This window comes from Paenibacillus sp. P13VS (assembly GCF_015143645.1).
GTDB lineage: Bacteria > Bacillota > Bacilli > Paenibacillales > Paenibacillaceae > Paenibacillus > Paenibacillus xylanilyticus_A.
This window is the reverse complement of record NZ_WYEV01000002.1, coordinates 330,309-349,245: the sequence shown is the minus strand read 5'-3', so window position 1 is coordinate 349,245 and position 18,937 is coordinate 330,309. Positions and strand designations below refer to the sequence as shown.

Here is an 18,937-nt window from a genome sequence, read left to right as displayed (position 1 = left end):
AAAAATTATGTTGAAGTTACATGGCTACGGAACATTAAAAGGAGCTGCTGTTATCGTTAATGGATGAAAAAGTGGAGTATTGGATCAAAATAATTCAACAAAAAAAGAAATACGGGGTAATAATGATTATTAATGGTTTCGTTCAAAATGAGAGTACAGGTAAGGAGGGGTTACCGTGTCGTTTGGAGCACGCGTGCTTAAGACAGGAATTGCGGTAACGCTTGCTCTGTACCTGAGCATGTTCTTGAATCCGCAGTCACCGGTACCGGCTGCCATAGCTGCCATCTTCGCGATGCAGCCATCAATCTATCGTTCCTGGAAGTATTTCCTGGATCAATTGCAGACAACGACGCTTGGAGCCATTGTTGCCCTCTTGGGCGGTATGGTATTGTCCAATGAGCCAATCGCAGTGGGATTGATCATTGTGCTTGTTATTATGATTTGTCTTAAACTGAATATGGGTGAGACCGTAGGGCTGACTCTGGTTACCGTCGTTTCCATTATGGAAGCTTCAGGTGACTGGCACTTTGCATTGAACCGGTTCCTGCTGACGCTTGTTGGTATTGTATCTGCGTTTCTTATTAATATTACGGTATTTCCGCCTAAGCCCAAGGTGCAGTTTGTGAAGCAGATCCAGAATGTATTCAACAGCATGTCCCTGCTGTTACGCACGTCCATCTCGGATGAGATCAAGGAAGTCGTTTTCAGGGATGAGAAGGGCAGTCTGGGTGGTTCCATCAAATCGCTCTCGGATAAGTACAATTTGTTTGAGGAAGAACAGAAGAAAATGAAGCGTTCCAAATTCAGCGAGACCCGGCAGATGGTTGTATATAAACAAATGCTGCTGAGCCTGCAAAAAGGGTATGATGTGCTGGATTCCGTGGAGCGGCATTATTTCCAGGCACAGCGGACGCCGGAGATGGATCAGTTTTTTGATACACATCTTGAATTGGTCATTAAATTCCATGAGCACGCCCTGCTCAAGTTTGAGGATAAGTTGAAGCCGAACGGGGAAGAGGCAGCACAGTTCATATTGGATAATGATCGGTTCATGGAACAAGCCATATCCCAGTTTGATATGGATCAGGAAGGCATGCTGAGACTATCTATCGTTGCTGCAGCAATATACGATTACGGATATCAGCTGGAACGACTCAACAGGCTTGCTGAACATGTGCATAGCTCCACGGAAGACAACGAGTCACAGGATAAAATGCTGAACTGGCTTAAGTGGCCTTAACAGCAATTGCACACAGGCTTCTCCATCAGATACAATAGAAAAACAACGTGTAGCCCGGACGACTGTGTCCGGGTTGTTTTGTATACATAACCAAGGGATGAAGGTCATCTTAATGAACCGAGGGAGAATAATATGAACGATAAACATCTTAATACAGCATTTGTTGAATGGCTGAGTGGAGATCAATTGGAGGAGAAACAGCATGATGCCATGCAGCTGCTAACCGTGTCAGAGGATGGATGGCCGCATCAGGCCATGATTAGTGTGGGTGAGATTATCGCTATGAACCCAAATAAACTTAGACTCGCATTATGGCCAGGGACACAAACAAGTATGAATATGAACAGAACAGGCAAGGCTACCTTGATTGCCGTACATGAGCATAAGTTGTTGTTTGTGCGCTTGGAGATCAGGGCTCTTCCTTCGTTGAAGGAAGCCGTTCATCCTAGAGATCGATATGAGGCTCAAGTAGCAGGCGTACGCGTGGATCATGCTCCGTATGCTGATATCACAACAGGAATCACGTTTCAACTAAAAGACGAAGCAGCATCCATATCAAGATGGAAAGAGACGATTGCAGAATTGCGTCAATAGAAGACAAACCATATCTATATTCATCCATTTCGAGGGTAATAATAAAGAGGTCTATGGGAACGATGACCTTCGTATATGCGGTTCGTATTTAAGGGTAGAAACAACAAAAAACGCCTCCGCTTGCATCGGGACGCTGTCACTGGTACAATAAAAAATGGTTTTCAGAAAATTAGAACTAATTAACATAAAATTAAAATGTTTACTTTCTAATTAATTATACCATAGCCTTTTCGGGCTTGTCAAATGGGCTTTTGAGGACACAATCCGGGGAAAGAGGGGCGTATTAACATATGAGTACTGACCAGCAATGGAGCGAGGAGCAGCGGAGAGTAGACATCGTAACCGATCAGATCGAGCGGAAAATAACCGAACTTGAAAAGGAGGTAGGTTCCTTCCGGGATGAAGTTGTGGAAATGAGAAAGGACTTCTGGGATGAAGTCACCATGAACTTCAGTGAGGCGGATGATGTTGGGGAAACATCCACCAGCATGCGGCAGCAATCGCAGGTCCTGTCGGATCGGGAACGCAGTCATCTGAATACGGCAGCGGCGCTGGATAAAATGAAACGACTGCATCACTCGCCCTATTTTGGACGTATCGATTTTAAGGAAGACGGTTATCCGCAAGCAGAGCGGATTTATCTGGGTATTGCTTCACTGCTGGATGAGAAGGAAGAATCCTTCCTGGTCTACGACTGGCGAGCGCCGATATCCAATCTGTATTACGATGGTGCCCCCGGACCAATTACTTACCATACACCAAGCGGGGAAATCAGTGGCGATATCGAAATGAAACGACAGTTTGTCATTCGGGATGGTCGTATCCGTTTTATGTTCGATACTGGGGTTACCATTGGAGATGAACTTCTTCAGGCGGTGCTGAGCCGTACATCGGATGCGCAAATGAAAAGCATTGTGGCGACCATTCAAAAGGAACAAAACCGAATTATCCGCAATGACCGTACACGTATGCTGATTGTGCAGGGAGCAGCCGGCAGCGGCAAAACGTCAGCTGCACTGCAGCGTGTAGCCTATCTTCTATACAAGTATCGCGAGCATTTGCAGGCCGATCAGATGGTACTCTTTTCGCCGAATCCGATGTTCAACAGTTACGTATCCACGGTACTGCCTGAGCTAGGGGAAGAAAATATGCTGCAAACGACGTTTCAGGAGTACCTGGAACGCAGGCTTGGCCGCGAATATCAGCTGGAGGATCCATTCATTCAGCTTGAATACGTCCTCTCCAATATGGAGGATCCAGGATACACGGCGCGTATGTCAGGCATTCGCTTCAAGTCTTCCGAAGCCTTCCTGAAAGTGATTACGCGATTCAAGGACAGCCTGATGTCGGAAGGCATGAAATTCAAACCGGTGCGGTTCCAGGGACAGGCGGTTGTCACAGCGGAGGCGATGGCTGAGAAATTCTACAGCTTCGGATCATCCGTGAAGCTGGTAAATCGTCTGGAAATGCTTCGGGACTGGATGCTGAAGGAATTGTCGGCCTTTGGCAAAAGTGAATTGGAAGCACCTTGGGTTGATCAGCAGCTGGATCTGATGGAACCGGAAGATCTGCAGCGTGCTTATCAGCGGCTGAAGCGCAAACAAAAGGGGAAAGTGGATACCTTCGATGATTTTGCACAGGAACGGGAGATCCTGGCCCGCATGGTGGTTAGTGATCGGCTCAAGCCATTGCGGAAGTGGATCAAATCGCTGCGATTCGTGGATATTCGCCAGTTGTATGCGCATCTGTTCCAGGACCAGGCACAGATGATTCGACTGCTGGAAGGCGAGGCACTGCCTGCCCACTGGGATGAAATCTGCAGCATGACTCTTCGCCGAATGAAAGTACAGGAACTGGCGTATGAGGATATTACCCCTTATCTGTATTTGCGGGAGCTGCTGCTTGGATTCCATATCAACTCGAATATAAGACATGTGATTATTGACGAGGCGCAGGATTATTCTGCGTTTCAGCTGGCTTTCATGAAAAGACTGTTTCCACGGGCGAAAATAACGGCCTTAGGTGATTTTAATCAGGCGATCTATGCCCATTCTTCAGTACTTCGTGGTACTGGACCACTAACAAACCTGTATGGACCAGAGAATACGGAAGTGATCGAACTCACGCGGAGCTACCGTTCAACACAGGAGATTGTGGAGTTTACAAGGGGGATGGTTCCCGGTGGGGAAGAGATCATTCCGTTCAATCGCAGCGGCGAGAAGCCGTCAGTCATTGTGTCATCCAATACGGAGGAGCATATGAACAAGATTGCAGCGGATCTTAGCCATCTCATTCAGGAAGAGTATGAATCGGTTGCGGTAATCTGTAAGACGGCGGAAGAGAGCAAGGAAGTTCATGAGGCGTTAAGCCGCGTACTGCCTGCTGCACCGAAATTGATCAAGAAGACAACACTTGCCTTCGAACGGGGTGTGCATGTTATACCGGCATACCTTGCAAAAGGGGTGGAGTTTGATGCGGTGCTGATCTATGACGGTTCGGCAGAACAATATGCGCAGGAGCACGAGCGCAAACTGTTCTATACGGCGTGTACCCGAGCGATGCACCTGCTCCATGTGTATAGCCTTGGTAAACCAAGTCCGTTCATAACCTCACAGCCGCAGCAGCTATATGCCATTAACCATGTATCTGCGGCTCAAACAGATTAAACAAGGTGATCCTTTTATACGAGAAGACTTCCGTTCCCGCGAACGGGAGTCTTTCTATGTAGGGTAAGGTTTTGGCTATGATAAACGGAATGGAAGAGCTGGTCTGGATAACTATTCCTGACATGAGAATGAATGTGTTTAGTTCGGTGGATAATTATGGAGCTTGAATTTGTACTCATGCACAATTGGTGGGAATTTTCTTTACACAAGCCTTGCGGACTCATATAATCGTAACAATATATTTTTTTTGGATCGTTAATGAATGAAGGAGGCAATGGGATGAACAAACCATCTTTTGAACGGCCATTAATGGCAGATTGTGTGCCTGATCTGGTAGCAACAGCGCGAGGAGATAAGAAGGCAACATTAGTCATTCGGGGAGGGACGCTGGTTAATGTCATCTCGGGTGAAATTTTGCCGGATATGTCTGTTGCGGTGCAGGGAGCTCGTATTGCCTATGTTGGCAAAGATGTGAGTCATACCATCGGAGAACATACACGCATTATTGAAGCAGAAGGGAAATACATTGCTCCAGGATTACTGGACGGACATTGCCACATCGAGAGCACGCAGATGAAGGTGACGGAGTTTGCGAGAGCCGTACTGCCTTCCGGTACAACCGGTGGTTTTTTTGACCCGCATGAGATTTCCAACGTACTTGGACTCAAGGGTCTGCGGCTTATGCTGGATGAAGCGAGAACCACGCCGCTCGCAGCCTATATGCAGGTGGCTTCCTGTGTGCCTTCAACACATCCTGGTTTGGAGACGACAGGAGCTTATATCGGGCCTGAGGAAGTGGCTGAGGCCCTCTCCTGGGGCCCTGACATGATTGGGCTTGGTGAGGTCATGAACTTCCCGGGTGTCGTATACGGGGATGAAACGATGATTGGAGAAATTCAGGCTACGCTGCGGGCCGGCAAGGTGGCGGACGGTCACTTTACCTGGGCAGCGGATGACTGGCGTTTACCTGTTTATGCGGCAAGCGGTGTGACTGGAGATCATGAATGTGTGACGAAGGAAGATGTCGTGGAGCGTCTGAGACTTGGCATGTATGCCAAAATGCGTCAGGGATCAGCTTGGCATGACGTGGCAGAAACCATCAAAGCCTGTACCGAACTCGGGCTGGATACCCGCCGAATGATGCTGGTGACCGATGATCGGAGTTCCGAATCGCTTCTCAAAGAAGGACACATGGACTTCGTCGTCCGACTGGCCATCTCGCAGGGTGTCAAACCCGTGACTGCCTTCCAAATGGCAACGATAAACACAGCTGAACGTTTCGGTGTGGCTCGTGATATTGGGGCCGTTATCCCGGGCAATATAGCTGATATTATCTTACTGGATGGCCGACTGGCAGATGTGCGTGTGGGCATGACAATTGCTGCCGGGCATGTTGTCGCAGAGAAGGGGAAGATGACGGCTGTCTGGGATAGCTTCACTTATCCGGAAGAAGCGTTGAATACGGTGAAGCTGGAAGCTAATATTCAGCCAAAAGATATGGAACTGCCAGCACCGATTGCCGAGGGAGCCATTGGGGCCAAAATCATTCATGTGACTGAAAACCATGTGGATACCAAAGAGAAGCATGTTCCTGTAACGGTGCAAAACGGTAAGGTAGCTGTGTCCACGACGGGGGATATCTGCAAAATCGCAGTACTGGAACGGCATAAGCAAACCGGAAACAAGGCAGTTGCACTTGTCGGCGGCATTGGATTCACACGCCCTTCAGCCATTGCCATGACCGTAGCTCATGACAGTCACAATCTTCTCATTATCGGTAACGATGATGCCTTGATGGCGGAGGCAGGTAATCGGGTAATCCGCATGCAAGGCGGGGTTACCGTAATTACGGACGAAGGTGCAACCGAGTTTCCGCTTCGGATCGCAGGATTAATGTCCACCGAGCCCTTTGAAGAAGTTGCTGCACAATCTGCTGCAATCAGTGAAGCACTGCAATCGGCAGGCTGTACTCTGAATAATGCCTTCATGACACTTTCCCTGCTTGCTCTGGTCGTTATTCCCGAGCTGCGTTTATCCGATAAGGGGTTAGTACGAATCTCGGCAGAGGGAATTGAGCTGGTGACGCTATTCGACGAGACAACGGAAAGCAGTCCAATTACACCTGCCGGGACATAAAATGAAAGCATGTTCTCTTATACTGGCTTGTTTGTAAAAACGTGATGAACAAAAATGACCACATATAGATGGATGTATGTTTCTATGTAAGATGGAAGTCGCCTTTATGGCGGCTTTTTTTGTTTCTTTTAGAGAAAACGCTTCATAGGTCTTCTGTTGGTCATTCATATATGGCAATAACGACTGAAGTTGTGGAAATTTTCTGTGTAAATTAAAATATTTTTAATAAATGAGACTTAAGAACTATGAATACAGAAGTGTGAATTCCCGAAATAATCTTATATGATCCTTTTGTCGTAAGTCTAGAAGATGATATTGCATATGAAAGCAAATGCATAAACGAATTGTTTATCTGATTCATAAAATGAAGGGTAAAACGACAAACATTCTTCCGGATTACGACGATGGAGCGGTAAATTACAAGGGGAGTGTACAAATATGCAAAACAAGCGGGGGTTTCATTTTATCAAAATCATCAGCTGTCTGGTCCTGATTGCGGGTGTCACATTCTCATCCAAGACCATTGCACAGGGCTCTGTAGAAAGTTATGAATCGATCCATGGCAACGTGGAAGGGCCGATTAGAGCGACCTGGGTATGGGATACGACTCAGATTGAGAAGAATCCGCAAGAGATTCTGAAATTTGCCGTAGATCACGATATCAACACGATCTATCTGCAGATCAATCGCGATGTGAAGATCCCTTACTATACAGATTTCATTCGTAAGGCCAGAGCTTATAATATCGCTGTCGATGTGATGGATGGAAGAGCGGCTTGGGGACTAACCGAAAGCAGAGATCAGATTGCTAGTTTCCTCGACTGGATTGAAGCCTATCAGGATTCCGTAGAACCCAACGAGAAATTTGCCGGGATTCATCTTGATATTGAACCGCATGTGCATCCGGAGTGGAAAACGAATCAGGCCAGCGTCATTACCCAGTGGCAAGGGAATGTTCAATACATCGTTGACCGCGCTGCCCTGATGAATATGCCTGTGGCAGCAGATTTGCCTTTCTGGCTGGATAATTACAAGATTCCGGGATCAACGATGGCTGTGAGCAGCTGGATGATCCGCCAATTTGATTCGATCACAATTATGGCATACCGCGATACGGCTGCAGCCATCTATAACGTGGCCAAAGACGAGCTTGCAGAGGCTTCCCAGCTGGGCAAAACGATCTCGATTGCCGTAGAGACGAAGCAGAGCAAGGAAGGTGAATTCATTACATTTTATGAAGAAGGTGCAGTGTACATGGAATCTCAACTGAAGCAGGTGGAGAAGTTGGCGGCAGAGCACTCCTCATTTAAGGGATTCTCTATTCATGAATACACTTCCTGGAAAACGCTGAAAGAATAATGCGCTACTAGGCATAGTAAAAAAATAAAAGGTGCTTGCAGCTTAACCGCTGTAGGCACCTTTTTTGCTTCATATAAGTGCAGGCTCCATAGCCACCTTTTCATAAAACATTTTCCGATACTGCGAGGGGGTTGTATTTTTGTGTTTTTTGAATGTGGTGATGAAGTAGCTCAGATGTTCAAAGCCAACATCCATGGCAATATCCACGATTTTGTGATCCGTGTTCTCGAGCTGGTAACAGGCCTGCTGCACACGGTAATAGTTAATATAGTCGACAGGACTTTTCTGTACCATCTGCTTGAAAAAACGACAAAAGTGTCCTTCACTCATATTGGCCTCATCGGCCAGCTCTTTCAGCTTCAGCGGCTCAGGGTAGCGCTTGTGAATGTAGCCAAGGACGGATTTGAGCCGCTCCACCTTGTCATGGCTGCCTGTCGGGACGGTACCTTTCACAGCTGCAGGGCGCATATGTTCAAACATACGGGCGAAAATGAGATACAGGTAGGCTTTGGTTGTCATCTCACAGGTTTCAGAACCGTTAGCATGATCCGCAAAAATACGCTGGAGATGCAGCAGGATCTCACGCCCCCAGTCATCCTCCGGCTTCATATGAAATGGAGGGATAAGTGTCTTGTGAACGAGCGGTCTAATGAACTTCTCCTGCACGGCATCGAAGGTTCGGCTGCCCAGCAGCTCCGGACTAAACACGATAGAGGAAAACACGCAAGGAAGGTCGCTTTTCAGATAGCCTGCATGAATTTCGCCCCGGTTCACAAAAATCGCCTCGCCCGCTTTCACCTCCACGGTATTCATGTCAATCTGGAACACAGCACTGCCTTGAGTAACCATCGTAAATTCCATCTCATCGTGCCAGTGACAATCCAGAATGCTGTCTCCATTAAGCTGTTCAATATCCGGATAAACACTGACGGGATACATCGCATTACCGTGGATTCGGTCCTCCCGTAATCGTTCGCGTTCCATAGAAGGTCCTCCTTTAGGGTATCATTATTAATGTAATCGTTTCCATAGATTGGTGATCTTGCTTGAGAATCGGATAGAAAATATCAAAATCGTGATATATTTGGTCAAAATATCGGAAGAAAACCAGGTTTAATATCAATATTATTATAGTATAACCGAAGGGGGAAAGAAAACATGAAATTTACTGATGGATTCTGGATGACTCGTGAAGGATACCACATTCAAAACCCGACTGACATTCGTGATATTGTGCAAAAAGGGGATTCGTTGACCGTATATGCGGCAACTAAATATATTCGTACCAAAGGGGATACGTTGAACGGTACCTTGCTGAAAGCAACGTACAGCTCACCTATGCCTAACGTAATTCGTGTAACTTTGAATCACCATAAAGGAAGAGTAAAAAAGAGTCCTGAGTTTGAACTCAACTATCAAGATGTGAATGTTGACATCACGCAAAATGAACAAGGAGCTGTTTTGAAAAGCGGCAATCTTGAAGTTCAAATCGACAAAACCAAAGGCTGGGACGTCAGCTTCCTGTATGAAGGAAAACGGATTACGGGCAGCGGTCAGAGAGCGGCTGGTTATATTACAGGTCCAAGCAAAGAAGCATACTTCCGCGAGCAGCTTGATCTTGGCGTGGGTGAATACGTTTACGGTCTGGGCGAGCGCTTCACACCATTTGTTAAGAATGGTCAAGTGGTTGACACGTGGAATGAAGACGGCGGTACAAGCAGCGAGCAGTCCTATAAGAACATTCCTTTCTATTTGTCCAGTAAAGGATATGGTGTATTTGTAAACCATCCTGAACGCGTATCCTATGAAATTGCATCTGAAAATGTATCTAAAGTGCAGTTCAGCGTAGAAGGCGAGACGTTGGAATACTTCATTATCGGCGGTGCCAATCCGAAGGATGTACTTGATAACTATACAAAATTGACAGGTAAACCAGCCCTTCCACCGGCATGGACGTTTGGTCTGTGGCTGACAACATCATTTACAACCGATTATGATGAAGCAACCGTTAACCATTTTGTGGACGGCATGGCTGAACGTGATCTTCCACTTTCCGTATTCCACTTTGACTGCTTCTGGATGAAGGAATACCAATGGTCTGATTTCGTATGGGATGAAGCGATGTTCCCGGATCCGGAAGGCATGATTCGTCGTTTGAAAGACAAAGGCCTTAAAATCTGTGCTTGGATCAACCCATATATTGCAGAAAAGTCCTACTTGTTCGATGAAGGTATGGAGAACGGTTATCTGGTAAAAACAGCTGATGGCAGCGTGTGGCAGTGGGATATGTGGCAAGCAGGTATGGCTCTGGTTGATTTCACGAATCCGGATGCTGTTAAGTGGTATAAGAGCAAGCTGGAAGTACTGCTTGATCAAGGTGTAGATTCATTCAAGACAGACTTCGGCGAAAGAATTCCGACGGATGTTGTCTACTTTGACGGCTCTGATCCGGTTAAAATGCATAACTACTATACACATCTCTATAACAAAGCTGTATTTGAATTGCTTGAAGAGAAAATTGGCAAGAACGAAGCTGCCCTGTTTGCCCGCTCGGCAACAGCAGGTGGTCAACAGTTCCCGGTTCACTGGGGCGGAGACTGCTCTTCTACTTATGAATCCATGGCTGAATCGCTTCGCGGCGGTCTGTCACTCGGACTTTCCGGTTTCGGATTCTGGAGTCATGATATCAGTGGATTTGAAAATACAGCAACACCTGACGTATACAAGCGCTGGGTACAATTCGGTCTGTTGTCTTCCCACAGCCGTCTACACGGAAGTACTTCGTATCGTGTGCCTTGGCTGTTTGACGAGGAATCCGTGGACGTTGTTCGTGACTTCACCAAACTTAAAAACAGCCTGATGCCTTACCTCTATAATTCTGCTCAGGAATCGACGGTGAAAGGTATCCCGATGATGCGCGCCATGGTGCTGGACTTCCCAGAGGATCCTGCAACATACAGCCTGGATACACAATACATGTTCGGGGATTCAATTCTTGTAGCGCCGATCTTCAATAAAGAAGGCGATGTAACTTACTACTTGCCAGAAGGAACATGGACAAACTTCCTGACAGGCAATAAAGTTCAAGGCGGCCGTTTCGTACGTGAGAATCACAACTTCCGTACATTGCCAATGATGATCAAACCAAACAGCTTGATTGCAGTGGGTGCAACCAACAGTAAACCGGATTATGATTTTGCCAATGAAGTTTCCCTGCACTTGTTCGAGCTCGCCGATGGCAACACGGCGCAAGCGGTTGTTGTGAACCAACAGGCTGAGCAGGAACTGGTTGTGAACGTAACCCGTAATGGATCTGTTCTGGAGGTGCGTGCTGAAGGTGCAGGCAAGCCATGGAATGTGGTACTTCGCGGCATCGAAAGTGTATCCAGTGTTGAAGGTGGATCTCAGACAGCTGGAGAACAAGGCATCGTAGTAACTGCAGCAGCAGGCGTAAGCTCGCTCACGATTCAATTGTAATTAGCAAGCATGACTTAGAGGACGGTACCGCAAGGTGCCGTTCTGTTTGTCTACAGCGGAAGCAGACAGAAGTAGCTGCAGCCAGCAAGTTATCGTATGATTGGGGATAGACAGCAATAGATAGGAGATTGAAGAAATTGAGTACCATTACTACAGGCTTACACCAGGCTATTCCAACCGAGACGTTATATCAATTGGTGGAGAAGGATTTTGGAACCGCTACCAAAGTAAAAGAGTACTCCCTCTTGCAGGGCGGGCTTTTCAATACAACTTACCGGATACTGCTGGAGCATGCAGCTTATTCGGATGTGATTTTGCGTTTGGCCCCAGAAGGAATAGATCCGCAAGCGGAGAAGGCCAGTGATCCGTTGTTTTCCTTTGAACGCACGATGATGACAGCTGAACCGGTTGTTTATGATTATTATCAGAAGGCAGGCATTCCGGCTCCCCATGTCATTGTGTGTGATAACAGCGGCTCGATCATTCCGAGAACCTATATGTTTATGGAGTTTATTCCTAGCAAGCAGCTGAATCACCCGTCGATCTCGTTACCCGAGAAGGATAAGCTCTACCGCGAGCTGGGCAAATATACTGCCGCCATGCATCGGATTCAGGGTGAATCCTTCGGCTGGCCACAAGGAGATGGCACCATCCAAGGATCGGATCGCTGGTCCGAGGTACTGATGACTTTTGCTGAAGAAATAGCATCGAAAGCCGAGCAGGTTGGATACATGCCGGGTGTCGGCGAACAGATTACGAGCATGTTCCGGGATTACTGCGCTTTATTTGATGAGGTGACCGTTCCCGTACTTGTCCATAACGATCTGTGGGAAGCAAACGTGTTGATTCATGAGGATAAGAACGATAAGGATACTTTGGACATTGCGGCTATCATAGATGGAGATCGGTCTATGTTTGCCGACAGGGAGTTTGAAGCCATTCTGTCCACAGCGCAGCCTGCATTTCACGAGGGTTACGGTCAAGCGCTGGATATGTCTGATCAGGGACTGGCACGCCGGCTGGCCTATAGAATATTGTCCTCTTATTTTAATGCTTATGTCCATGAATATCAGGTTGATCAGCCGCATGACGGAGAGAAGTTTCGTCAACGTACGTTGGAACTCATGGAACAATGGAAGATGATGATGGAACCATACCAATAACTAGGAGGCGTTAGTATGAAGGAATATGAACAATACCCCATGTGGGATGCAGCTTTGCCACTCGAACAGAGACTCGATGATCTGATTAAACGTTTGACGATAGAAGAGAAGATCAGCCTGATTCCTACACGCGAAGCAGCTGTTCCGCGGCTGGGGATTCCTGCATACAACGTTGGAGGAGAAGCGGCCCATGGGGTGGCTTGGAAAGGGGAAGCAACCGTTTTTCCACAGCCTCTCGGACTCTCAAGCACATGGAATACAGCACTCATGCGTGAAATAGGTTCAGTCATTGGGGATGAGGCCAGAGCCTACCACCATCGCGAACCTGAACGCCACGGCTTGACCCTGTGGGCACCCACCGTTGATCTGGAGCGTGACCCGCGTTGGGGAAGAACGGAAGAAGGGTATGGTGAAGACCCGTTACTCACAGGGGAGATGTCGGCAGCTCTCGTGCAGGGCATGCAGGGGAATCATTCATTTTATTTGAAAATGGTAGCTACGCTGAAACACTTTTTCGCCAACAATAACGAGAAGGACCGGCTGAATTGTTCATCCAGCATAGATCCGCGAAATTTGCGCGAGTACTATCTTAAGGCATTTGAGGCACCGTTTGTTGAAGGTGGTGCCTTGTCCATGATGACAGCCTATAATTCCATCAACGGTACCCCTGCAATAGAAAGTCCATATGTGAACGACGTGGTTAAGGGCGAATGGGCAATGCCCGGTTTTATCGTCTGTGACGGAGGAGACCTCTCTCAAACCGTAAACTATCATGGATACCATGCGACGCATGCCGAATCTGCGGCAGGTGCCTTGAAGGCAGGTGTGGATTGTCTGACCGATGAAGTGGATCTGGTGGTAGCTGCATTGCAAGAGGCCCTTGATCGAGACTTGCTGAAGGAAGAGGATCTGGACCGGGCTATTCGCAACATTTTTGGTGTTCGCATGCGTCTTGGACAATTGGACCGCTCGGGTCTTAATCCATACGCGTCTATACCGGAGTCTGTCCTGTGTGCGCCGGAGCATGCCAAATTAAGTTATCGAGCTGCGTTAGAGTCCATCGTACTGTTGAAAAACGACGGGTTGCTCCCATTAAAGCCGGATACACTTCGTAAGGTGAGCGTCATTGGACCTCTCGCGGATGCCGTATTCACCGATTGGTATAGCGGTACGCTGCCCTATCGGATTACCGTATTAGATGGTTTACGGAACCGATTGACTGATGCTGAGATCCTCTATGAAGACGGAAATGATCGTATCAGTCTCCAGACACAGGAAGGGCAGGTAGTATCCATCGGAGAGGAAGGAACTGTTGTAGCCGTTCCGGAAGGCAGTGCGGAGAAGGCTGTGTTCATTCATCAGGATTGGGGATGGGGAAGTCACACGCTGCGAAGCGTGAACAATAATCGCTATATTACATTAACCGAACAAGGCAAATATCAGGCGATTGCACCAGAGATCGGGGGATGGTTTGTTAAGGAAGTTGTGCAATTTGATCCCGAGATCGATAACAGCAGTTTATTGCGTACGTGGAATGGTCTTCCTATAGGACTTGCTGAACATCAGGGCAAGCATGTTTTGGCACCCATTGCAGATTCATCAGAAGCTGGAGCGGCAGCATCGAAAGCAAATGAGTTGGTGATTGGAGCGAAGGAGCCAGTACGACTGGTGAAGCATGTTGAGAGTGATGGTATCAAGCGAGCAGCAGCTTCTGCAAAAGCCAGTGATCTATCTGTAGTCGTTGTCGGCAACAGTCCCTATATTAACGGCAAGGAAGAAATTGATCGGCCTGGTCTTACTCTCCCGTCCGAGCAGGTCCGTCTGGTCAAGGAGGTTTGCAAGGCAAATCCGAATACCGTAGTCATAATCGTGGGAAGTTATCCATTTGCACTTCAGGAATTAAAGGACATAGCTCTAGCCATTGTATATTTGACCCATGCAGGACAAGAACTTGGTCATGCGGTTGCGGATGTGCTGCTTGGTACCTATGCACCGGCAGGCAGACTGAATATGACCTGGTATGAGGATGAGTCACAGCTTCCCGATATTATGGATTACGATATTATTAATAACGGTACGACATATATGTACCATGATGGTTCCGTCCTGTATCCATTTGGACATGGTTTGACTTATTCGCCATTCGAATACAATGCAATTCACGCTCAGCGGATTAAAGGAGTATCCGGAGCTGATGTATTAAAAGTTGAAGTGCAGGTTCGAAATGCGGGAGACGTTGCAAGTGATGAAGTAGTCCAGATCTATGGGCATCCGCAGACATCCCGGGTGAAGCGGCCCTTGAAGCAATTAATTGGCTTTAAGCGGATCCATTTTACACCTGGCGAAGTGAGGACGGTTTCTTTTGAAATTCCTGTTCAAAAGCTTGCTTTCTGGGATGTCACACGTGACCGATATTGCATAGAGACAGCGACCTGGTCCATCATGGCTGGACGCTCCTCGGAAGACATTCGCCAGACAGTCGATATGGAGATTGAAGGGGAGGTTGTACCTGCCCGCCAATTGGACTTGCCAACATTTGCAGAGAATTTCGATGAGTATGCAGGTGTGCTCCTGGACGAGTGCTTGGAAGGACGATCAGCAGTTCGAGCGGTTGTTCCTGGAGAACCACTGTATAAGGACGATCAGCAGTCCTGGATTGCTTTCCTGAATAACGGAACACAAGGAGCGCATACATTTGAAGCACGGGTTGCTGCTTTTGGAACAGATGGCGAGCTGCAGATACGTTCTGGAGGGCCAGATGGGGCGCTTCTTGGAACATGTCCCGTGCCCATGAATGTTTCTGAATCTACACCGGGCCAAGCTCGCTCTGACATCCAGTGGACAACGGTCCAGTGTGCACTTCAACCTGAGCAAGAACTTGAGCGCTTATATATTGTGTTCCAAGGTGGCGCTGCCATTCAGCAGTTCAGATTAAAATGTTAATCATTGCTGCGGAGTGAAAATGATCTGTTTCAACATGACTAATGATACACACAGACCGTTCCGGATTATACAACCCGGAACGGTTTTTTATCATGCTGTAACTGAACTTTTTTACATATCCCGTATAATCATTTGACGAACGAACCACACTAACAGTGTTGTTTTCCGATCTCGTAAAGGTGGTTAAGGCATGAAAGATAAAAAGTGGGACCTCGTCGCACTTGCTTCCATCCCGGTGATTATGACGTTGGGTAACTCCATGCTGATTCCGATCCTCCCGCAAATTGAGCGTGAACTGAACGTTTCGTCCTTCAAGGTCAGCATGCTTATTACGGTATACGCAGTGGTTGCCATACTGCTTATTCCAATTGCAGGGTATCTGTCTGATCGGTTTGGCCGTAAAGCGGTCATCATCCCCAGCCTTATTATTGCTGCGGCAGGGGGTGCGGTAGCAGGCGGAGCTGCGTTAATGCTGAACGGAAGCATAGCGTATTGGACTATCCTTGGCGGAAGGCTTCTGCAAGGAATAGGCGCAGCTGGTGCTTTTCCCATCGTCATACCCCTTGTTGGTGACATGTTTGACGACGAAAAGCAGGTCAGCAAAAGTTTGGGTATTATCGAAACCTCCAATACGTTCGGTAAAGTCATAAGTCCTATTTTGGGTGCTGCGCTGGCCGTGTGGCTGTGGTACCTGCCGTTTATGGCCATACCGGTGCTCTGTTTGCTTTCCCTGGTACTCGTTATTTTTCTGGTAAAAACGCCGAAGAAAAAAGAGAAGCCACCGACCTTCTCGGAGTTTGTCTCATCTGTTCGTAAAGTGCTCAAAGAAAAAGGCCGCTGGTTATATTCACTTTTTGCCATCGGTGGAATTTGCATGTTTGTTATTTTTGGCGTGCTTTTTTATTTGTCGGAGACGCTGGAGTCTGAGTACAAGCTGAAAGGTGTTCTGAAAGGTCTGGTGCTTGCGATTCCGCTGGCGGCTCTGTGCTTGTCATCTTTTCTCGCAGGTAAATGGATTGGAAAGAGCAAGGTTCGCATGAAGTGGGTGGGTTTTACGGGACTTGTGATTCTGACCGGATCTTTGATCATTATGGGGCTCTGGGATAACATCTATCTGGTGGTGGGATTGTTCACTCTGGGTAGTGTAGGGATTGGTGCCACGCTTCCATGTCTTGATGCACTCATTACTGAAGGCGTTGACAAAGCGCAGCGCGGTACGATTACAGCCTTGTTCAGTAGTATGCGCTTTATTGGCGTTTCTTTGGGGCCGCCGGTGGTATCCCTTCTCCTTGGTACTTCGCATTTTGTTCTTTTTATTGTAATCGCAGCTACCGGAGCGGTAGGTGGCCTGCTCACATTATTTGCGGTTAAGCCTGAAAAAGGAAAACAGGCCAGCTCGGGGGAAGCCCCTGACAAGTTGGAACAGAATGGGGAGACACATCATGTACCTAGACGGGTACCCGTTAGGCGAAAGAAAAGTCCATTTTAAATGAACTGCGTTAATGCGTAGACACAAAAACGCGCTTGCTGGCGAGAACATCATTCTCACCTGGCAAACGCGTTTTTTATATTTGACGAGAATTTTTTTATTTTTCAGCGGATGAGGTTGAACTTGACTCTTTGGAGTCTGAATCCGTGCCCGATATATGTGTATGGGCAAGTAACGGATGGACGGAGACTGCGAAAGTTCCACTTCGTTTACCTTGGATAAGATAGATCAGCAAGAACACAATCATGAAGATGACAGAATATCGGTACATGTCCGTGTAGCTTGTCATGGAGGCGATCGCACCAAGCAGCAGAGCACCGGTAGCAATCCCCAAATCAAGTGTATTCAAGAACATGCCATTCGCCATCCCGCGCTGGGTTGGAGCTACAATCTGAATCATCCAGGTCTGCAGTGACGATTGCATGGAACCATACCCAATGCCATAAATGAATGCTGCGACAAATAAAATCGGCATGGACGTTGCAAAAGAGAGGATAATCAGTCCGATTGCCACAAAAATCGCTCCAGGAATAAGCAGCGCTTTGGGTCCCTTGTTGTCATACAATCTGCCTGCAAATGGTCTGACTAGCAGTACAGCTAACGCGTTGAACAAGAAAAATAAAGCAGGGTTGGCCAGGTTGGCCTCTTTGCCATATAACACAATGAATCCGACAAGTCCACCATAGGTGATGGATAACAAACAGTTCAGCACACTGGGCAGGATCAATTTTCGATTAAAAGGAATTTTCTCCTTCGTTCCGGAAACATTCGCTGTAGCCCCAGCTGAAGTTTGAGGTGCTGCTTGTGAACGTGCAGCCTTCTTACGTGTTAACGAAAAACTGAGTGGATAGATGACCACGATCACGGCTGCTGTACACAGCATAAGTGTCACGAATCCTGAACCCTGCAGCAGCGTAACCCCGATAATGGGACCCATGGACATGGCAAGACTGGTAGATAACCCGAAGTAGCCCATACCTTCTCCCATACGTTTAACCGGAATAATGTCAGAGGCCATGGTTGGGAACGCGGTACTGCTCATTCCGAAACCAACACCAAAAATCATGCGCAGCAGCAGCAGGACAGCTATGCCGGCAGCAAAATAATACCCGAGTGTAGCAAGAAGGGCTACGGACAGGCCGATGTAGATCATGGCATTGCGAAGGCCTTTTTCGAGTGCTTTGGCTGAGTATAGGCGTGCTGCAATTGCACTAAGCGCAAACAGACAGGTGAATAAGCTGACTTCAAATGCATTCGCGTGGAATCGTTCCTGTACGTAGGAAGGAAGAGGAGAAACAATCATATGCAGCTGTAGGAAAAGCAGGAAGTTACAGAGCATGAGCAAAATAAAATCGGTAGTCCAAAGTTTAACCTGTGTAGAACGGTCTTTCATATGAATTCATTCCCCCTTGAGATGTTCAGTTCTTTACAAGTTGCGATTGATGAGGGAAAGAGTATGTTTAAATGCTTCCATCTGGTCTTCAGGTATACCTTCAGCAAGTTCTTTATTCATTTCTCTTTCAATGGGAACCAGAATATCGATCAACGCTTTTCCTTCCGCAGTCAGATAGAGGAGATAAGCTCTGCGATCCTGTTCACTGGTCCGACGTTCAACCCATCCCTTTTTCTCGAGTAGATCAATAATGCGTGCAGTGGTGGGTTGATCCTTCAAAACGCGACTCGCCACTTCCTTTTGGTTCACGCCTTCTCCCTTATCGATATTGAACAGAACAGAGAATTGCTCGGTTGTTATATCATAAGGTTTAAAACGGGTCGCAAGTAAAGCAGCGGCTTTGCGATATGTGAAGCCCAGCATAAATCCGACAGATTGTTCTAGCGAATAGTCCATACGAACGTCGTTCCTCACTTT

Annotated in this window: 12 protein-coding genes; 9 read left to right on the top strand and 3 right to left on the bottom strand. The window is 47.4% G+C overall.

Going from position 1 to position 18,937, the window contains the following annotated elements; translation table 11 throughout:
* The first annotated feature begins 175 nt into the window (after nucleotides 1-175).
* The 5 genes from GUA98_RS02705 to GUA98_RS02685 all read left to right on the top strand — a co-directional run bounded on the left by GUA98_RS02705 (nucleotide 176) and on the right by GUA98_RS02685 (nucleotide 7,995).
* On the top strand, nucleotides 176-1,240 hold the full coding sequence (locus GUA98_RS02705) for an FUSC family protein (RefSeq protein WP_153977919.1): 1,065 nt from the start codon (nucleotides 176-178) through the stop codon (nucleotides 1,238-1,240).
* A 132-nt stretch (nucleotides 1,241-1,372) separates the two neighbouring features.
* Nucleotides 1,373-1,834, top strand: coding sequence for a pyridoxamine 5'-phosphate oxidase family protein (locus tag GUA98_RS02700; RefSeq protein WP_193721983.1), 462 nt, complete (start codon nucleotides 1,373-1,375; stop codon nucleotides 1,832-1,834).
* Between the two features lie 290 nt (nucleotides 1,835-2,124).
* The gene (helD, locus tag GUA98_RS02695) at nucleotides 2,125-4,500 is read left to right on the top strand and encodes an RNA polymerase recycling motor HelD (RefSeq protein ID WP_193721982.1); all 2,376 of its coding nucleotides are present in this window, start codon (nucleotides 2,125-2,127) and stop codon (nucleotides 4,498-4,500) included.
* A gap of 279 nt (nucleotides 4,501-4,779) precedes the next feature.
* Nucleotides 4,780-6,636: an adenine deaminase gene (ade, locus tag GUA98_RS02690; protein ID WP_193721981.1), complete on the top strand. Its 1,857-nt coding sequence runs from the start codon at nucleotides 4,780-4,782 to the stop codon at nucleotides 6,634-6,636.
* A gap of 438 nt (nucleotides 6,637-7,074) precedes the next feature.
* Nucleotides 7,075-7,995, top strand: a complete 921-nt coding sequence (locus GUA98_RS02685; protein ID WP_193721980.1) for a hypothetical protein — start codon at nucleotides 7,075-7,077, stop codon at nucleotides 7,993-7,995.
* Nucleotides 7,996-8,064: 69 nt separating this feature from the next.
* Here the strand turns inward: GUA98_RS02685 and GUA98_RS02680 are convergent, their stop codons facing one another.
* Nucleotides 8,065-8,979, bottom strand: a complete 915-nt coding sequence (locus GUA98_RS02680) for a helix-turn-helix domain-containing protein (RefSeq protein WP_193721979.1) — start codon at nucleotides 8,977-8,979, stop codon at nucleotides 8,065-8,067.
* Between the two features lie 174 nt (nucleotides 8,980-9,153).
* Here GUA98_RS02680 and yicI point away from each other — a divergent pair, with 174 nt between their 5' ends.
* From yicI to GUA98_RS02660, 4 genes are all read left to right on the top strand, one after another.
* Entirely contained in the window at nucleotides 9,154-11,472 is a 2,319-nt protein-coding gene (yicI, locus tag GUA98_RS02675; RefSeq protein ID WP_153977925.1) for an alpha-xylosidase, read from the top strand.
* Between the two features lie 137 nt (nucleotides 11,473-11,609).
* Nucleotides 11,610-12,635: a phosphotransferase family protein gene (locus GUA98_RS02670; RefSeq protein ID WP_193721978.1), complete on the top strand. Its 1,026-nt coding sequence runs from the start codon at nucleotides 11,610-11,612 to the stop codon at nucleotides 12,633-12,635.
* A 15-nt stretch (nucleotides 12,636-12,650) separates the two neighbouring features.
* The gene (locus GUA98_RS02665) at nucleotides 12,651-15,578 is read left to right on the top strand and encodes a glycoside hydrolase family 3 C-terminal domain-containing protein (protein WP_193721977.1); all 2,928 of its coding nucleotides are present in this window, start codon (nucleotides 12,651-12,653) and stop codon (nucleotides 15,576-15,578) included.
* 190 nt (nucleotides 15,579-15,768) lie between these two features.
* On the top strand, nucleotides 15,769-17,067 hold the full coding sequence (locus GUA98_RS02660) for an MFS transporter (RefSeq protein WP_193721976.1): 1,299 nt from the start codon (nucleotides 15,769-15,771) through the stop codon (nucleotides 17,065-17,067).
* Nucleotides 17,068-17,164: 97 nt separating this feature from the next.
* Here GUA98_RS02660 and GUA98_RS02655 read toward each other — a convergent pair whose 3' ends face one another.
* The gene (locus GUA98_RS02655; protein ID WP_193721975.1) at nucleotides 17,165-18,460 is read right to left on the bottom strand and encodes an MFS transporter; all 1,296 of its coding nucleotides are present in this window, start codon (nucleotides 18,458-18,460) and stop codon (nucleotides 17,165-17,167) included.
* A 33-nt stretch (nucleotides 18,461-18,493) separates the two neighbouring features.
* Nucleotides 18,494-18,916, bottom strand: a complete 423-nt coding sequence (locus GUA98_RS02650; protein ID WP_095358757.1) for a MarR family winged helix-turn-helix transcriptional regulator — start codon at nucleotides 18,914-18,916, stop codon at nucleotides 18,494-18,496.
* Nucleotides 18,917-18,937 lie beyond the last annotated feature (21 nt).